We start from the raw sequence: 4,263 nt of genomic DNA on the forward strand, positions 1-4,263 counted from the left end.
GCGGCCGGCTATCCCAATGTCGTGACCTGCGACATGGGTGGCACCAGTTTTGACGTCTCGCTGATCGCTGATGGCGAACCGGCGATGAGTGCGCAGACCGCCATCGATTTTGGCATGGTGGTGCGTGCGCCGATGATCGAGATCACCACCATCGGTGCTGGCGGCGGCTCGATTGCCTGGATCGATCGCGGCGGCATACTGCAGATCGGCCCGGAAAGTGCCGGCTCCGATCCGGGCCCGGTCGCCTATGGCCTGGGCAATGACCGACCGACGGTGACCGATGCCAATGTGGTGATGGGCCGTATCGATGCCGAACGGCCGATCGGCGGCAAGCTGAAGCGGCTGGATGTCGAAACTGCCAAGGCGGCCATCGCTAAGCATATCGCCGAACCGCTCGGCCTTGATGTCATGGCGGCCGCAGAAGCCATCATCAAGGTGGCGAATTCCCGCATGGCTGGGGCGATCCGGCTGGTCTCCATCGAACGCGGGCACAATCCGCGCGACTTCGCCGCCATGCCGTTTGGTGGTGGTGGCGCCCTGCATGTCGGCGCCCTGATCAAGGAAGTGGGTCTGGCATCCGCGCTGGTGCCGCGTTTTCCCGGCGTGACCTCCGCGCTCGGTTGCGTGATCGCCGATATGCGGCATGATTTCGTGCGCACGGTCAATCGCACCCTGGAAGAGCTGGATACCGCCATGCTCGATAGTGCCATCGCCGAGGCTGAGGGCGAGGGTGCGCGACTACTCGATCAGGCCGGCATCGCCTTTGAAGGACGCGCAACCAGCGTCGAGCTCGATATGTCCTATCTCGGGCAGACGCATACGGTCGCCGTGCCGCTAGAGGGCGATTTTGCTGGTGGCCAAATCAGGTTGTCGCATGCCGGTATCAAGGCCGCTTTTGAAACCGCCTATGCGGCCACCTTTGGCCGTGTGCTGGACAAGATCGGTATCCGCGTGCTCAACCTGCGCGTGGCCGCCATTGGTCGGCGCAAGAAATTCGATCTTGCCCTGCTGGCCCCACCGGAAGGTGGCAGTGTCGAAGCGGCCAAACGCACCACGCGCAAGGTCTGGCTCGATGGGGCCTGGCATGAGGCTGGCATTTATCGGCGGCTGGAACTGCCGCTTGGCGCCGTGGTGCCGGGGCCCGCGATCCTAGAGCAGTCCGACACCACGATCCTGATCGAACCCGACCTGCAGGGCGAGGTGGACAAGTTCGGTAACCTGATTGTTCGCCGGAAAACCGCATGACCGCCACACTTGATCTTAAACAGACCGCCCTGCTGATTGTCGATCTGCAGAACGACTTCCTGCACGCGGATGGCGCCTATGCTCGCGGCAAGGCGACCCTGCCGGGGGCCGCGGCCCTGATCGCCAATATGAAGGCGGTGGTCGACGCCATGCGCGAGAAAGGTGGCTGGATCATCTCGACGCAGTTCACGCTGATTCCGGGCCGTGGCGGAGAGCCACTGATCAGCCCGCATCTGAAACAGCTGCGGCCCTTCCTGCGCAAGGGTGATTTCCAGCCCGGTGGCTGGGGCCACAGCCTGATCGATCAGCTAGCACCGGCGGATTTCGTGGTCGAGAAGGTGGCTTATTCGGCCTTCTATATGAGCCGGCTTGAATTTGTGCTGCGCAAGCTGGGGGTCGAGACGCTGCTGATCGGCGGGATCGTCACCAATGGCGGCGTTGCCAGCACCCTGCGCGATGCCCATGTGCGCGATTTCCATCCCATGCTGCTGACCGATGGATGTGCGGCCTTTTCGAAGGAAGCCCATGACGCCAGTATCGCCTCGCTAGGCACCGTGGCGCCGAAGTTGACCTGCGCCGAGGCGGCCACGTTGATTCGCGCCGCATGACTCGCGTTTTGCCCTCTGCCGGGATTGAGTTCCCGCTCAGTGTGCCGGTGCTGGTGATCGGTGCCGGTGCCTGCGGCCTGACTGCGGCGCTGGCCGCGCGCGACGCCGGTGCCGATGTGCTGGTGCTGGAGCGTGATCCGTCGCCCAGCGGCTCGACGGCCATGTCATCAGGCATGATTCCGGCTGCCGGCACGGCACTGCAGGCAGCCCGAGGTGTCGAGGATACGCCGGAGATCATGGTCGCCGATGTGCAAGCCAAGGCCCATGGTGAGAACGACCCGGCCATGGTGGCTGCGATCTGTGCGGCCTCTGGTCCTACGGTCGACTGGCTGGTGCAGAAGCATCATGTGCCGCTGACACTTGTTGAAGGTTTTCTCTACCCCGGCCACAGCAAGGCACGTATGCATGCCCCGGTCTCGCGCAGTGGCGCCGATCTAGTTGCCGGGCTGCTGGCTGCGGCCAATGCTGCCGGCATCGACATCGTCTGCGATGCTACGGTGACGACGCTGTATGCCGATCCTGATGGTCGCCTGCGTGGTGTGCTGCTCAACCGACCGGATGGATCGGTCGAGCAGATCGGCTGTGAAGCGCTAGTGCTGGCCTGCTCTGGTTTCGGTGGCAATGCCGACCTGGTCAGCCGCTATATCCCGGAACTCACCGGCGCGCAGTATTACGGCCATACCGGCAACCGTGGCGATGCGCTGGTCTGGGGTGAGGCGCTGGGGGCGGGGGTGAAGAATCTCGGTGCCTATCAGGGGCATGGCTCGGTAGCGATGCCGCATGCCATCCTGATCACCTGGGCGCTGATGATGGAAGGCGGCTTCCAGGTCAATGCCGAGGGCCGGCGGTTTTCCTGTGAGCATGACGGCTATTCCGAACAGGCTATGCGCGTGATTGCCCAGCCCGATGGCGTGGCCTGGAACATCTACGACGAACGGCTGCACAGGCTCGGCCTCGATTTCGAGGATTATCGTGAGGCCGTGAATGGCGGTGCAGTGAAAAGTGCCGACAGTCTTCAGGCGCTGGCGGCTGTCTGTGGTCTGCCGGTGGATGTGCTGGCGGAAACCCTTGCAGAAGCCACTGCATTGGCGGCGGGGCAGGGCGAAGACCGCTTCGGGCGGGACTTCACCGGCAAGCAGGCGCTGAAAGCCCCCTTCTATGCGGTGAAGGTGACTGGTGCCCTGTTCCATACCCAGGGTGGCCTGACGGTGGATACCCAGGCCCGCGTACTGCGGCAGGACGGCAAACCGATGCCCAATCTCTTTGCCGGCGGGGGCGCCGCCTGCGGCATTTCAGGCCGTGGCCGCGATGGCTATCTGTCGGGTAATGGCCTGCTGGCTGCGACCGTGCTGGGTGCCAAGGCCGGTCGCAGTGCCGCGGCGCTGGTGCAACAGGGAGGCTGACATGCCGGTTATTCGCGTCACGCTGATCGAAGGCTATGACGACGAGGTACGCGGAAGATTGCTGGAAGGCTACAGCCAGGTAACCCGCACCGTGCTGGAAGCGATGCCGGATGGCATCACCACCTTCATCGAAGAGGTGAAGCAGACCAGCTACCGCCGCGGCAACCAGTTGAAATTCCCCAAGGCACCGCCGCCGGCACCTGAGCGCATCGTGCGCGATTTTCTCGGGGCGATGGAACGTCGTGATCTGGCCGCAGCGCAAGGGTTCCTGGCGGAAGGCTTTTCGATGGTGTTTCCGGGCGGCGTTCGCTTCACCCAACTTGGGGAACTGATTGCCTGGGCTGCGCCACGCTATCGCCGGGTCGCCAAGGTCTATTCAGGCTTCGATACCGTGCCGGGCATGGAAGTCGCCACCGTCTATTGCCATGGTATGCTGGAAGGCGAATGGCCCGATGGGCGTGCCTTCAGTGGCATCCGTTTCATTGATCGCTTCACAGTCGGCGCCGGCAAGCTGCAAGACCAGCAGGTCTGGAACGATCTGGCCGAGGTCCGTGCTCAGACTGGTGCCGTATTGGCAACGCCCCAATAGGCACCATCCTTGTGGATCATGCTGCGATAGGCCCGTGGTGCCACACCATAGCGTTCGCGGAAACTGCGGCTGAAATGCGTCGATGAGTTGAAGCCCCAGGAAAAGGCGATGTCGGTGATCGACTGCCGCAGCAAGGCCGGATTGGCCAGATCCTGACGGATACGATCGAGACGGCAGTTCCAGATATGGCTGTTCAGCGTCTCATCTTCGAATGCGAAAAGTTTATGCAGGTTGCGTTTGGAGCAACCGACAGCTGTGGCGATACGATCCAGCGACAGCATCGGATCCTGCAGGTTGGCCATGATGAAGGCTTTGACGCGGTCGCGCGTGGTCTCGCGCATGGCCGCATCGCTCTGCATGCCCATCTGATCCAGGACAGCCAGGCGCACCAGATTGGCGATGGTGTCGGCAAACTCGG

Annotated in this window: 5 protein-coding genes; 4 read left to right on the forward strand and 1 reads right to left on the reverse strand. The window is 63.1% G+C overall.

The window, feature by feature from the left end; all coding sequences use genetic code 11:
- The 4 genes from AAG799_RS22515 to AAG799_RS22530 all read left to right on the forward strand — a co-directional run.
- Positions 1–1,245: hydantoinase/oxoprolinase family protein (locus AAG799_RS22515; protein ID WP_341899339.1), on the forward strand; the 1,245-nt coding region annotated here is incomplete at its 5' end.
- Positions 1,242–1,853, forward strand: a complete 612-nt coding sequence (locus tag AAG799_RS22520) for an isochorismatase family cysteine hydrolase (RefSeq protein WP_341899340.1) — start codon at positions 1,242–1,244, stop codon at positions 1,851–1,853. The genes AAG799_RS22515 and AAG799_RS22520, both read left to right, overlap by 4 nt.
- Complete coding sequence (locus AAG799_RS22525; RefSeq protein WP_341899342.1) at positions 1,850–3,256, forward strand: FAD-dependent oxidoreductase; 1,407 nt, start codon at positions 1,850–1,852, stop codon at positions 3,254–3,256. Before AAG799_RS22520 ends, AAG799_RS22525 begins: the two co-directional genes overlap by 4 nt.
- A gap of 1 nt (position 3,257) precedes the next feature.
- Positions 3,258–3,845, forward strand: coding sequence for a hypothetical protein (locus AAG799_RS22530; RefSeq protein ID WP_341899344.1), 588 nt, complete (start codon positions 3,258–3,260; stop codon positions 3,843–3,845).
- Here the strand turns inward: AAG799_RS22530 and AAG799_RS22535 are convergent.
- The coding region (locus AAG799_RS22535; protein WP_341899346.1) for a helix-turn-helix domain-containing protein at positions 3,812–4,263 on the reverse strand (452 nt) is incomplete at its 5' end. The two genes, AAG799_RS22530 and AAG799_RS22535, sit on opposite strands and share 34 nt — an antisense overlap.

Origin of the sequence: Ferrovibrio terrae (assembly GCF_943371255.1) — a bacterium.
GTDB classification, from domain to species: Bacteria; Pseudomonadota; Alphaproteobacteria; order Ferrovibrionales; family Ferrovibrionaceae; genus Ferrovibrio; species Ferrovibrio terrae_B.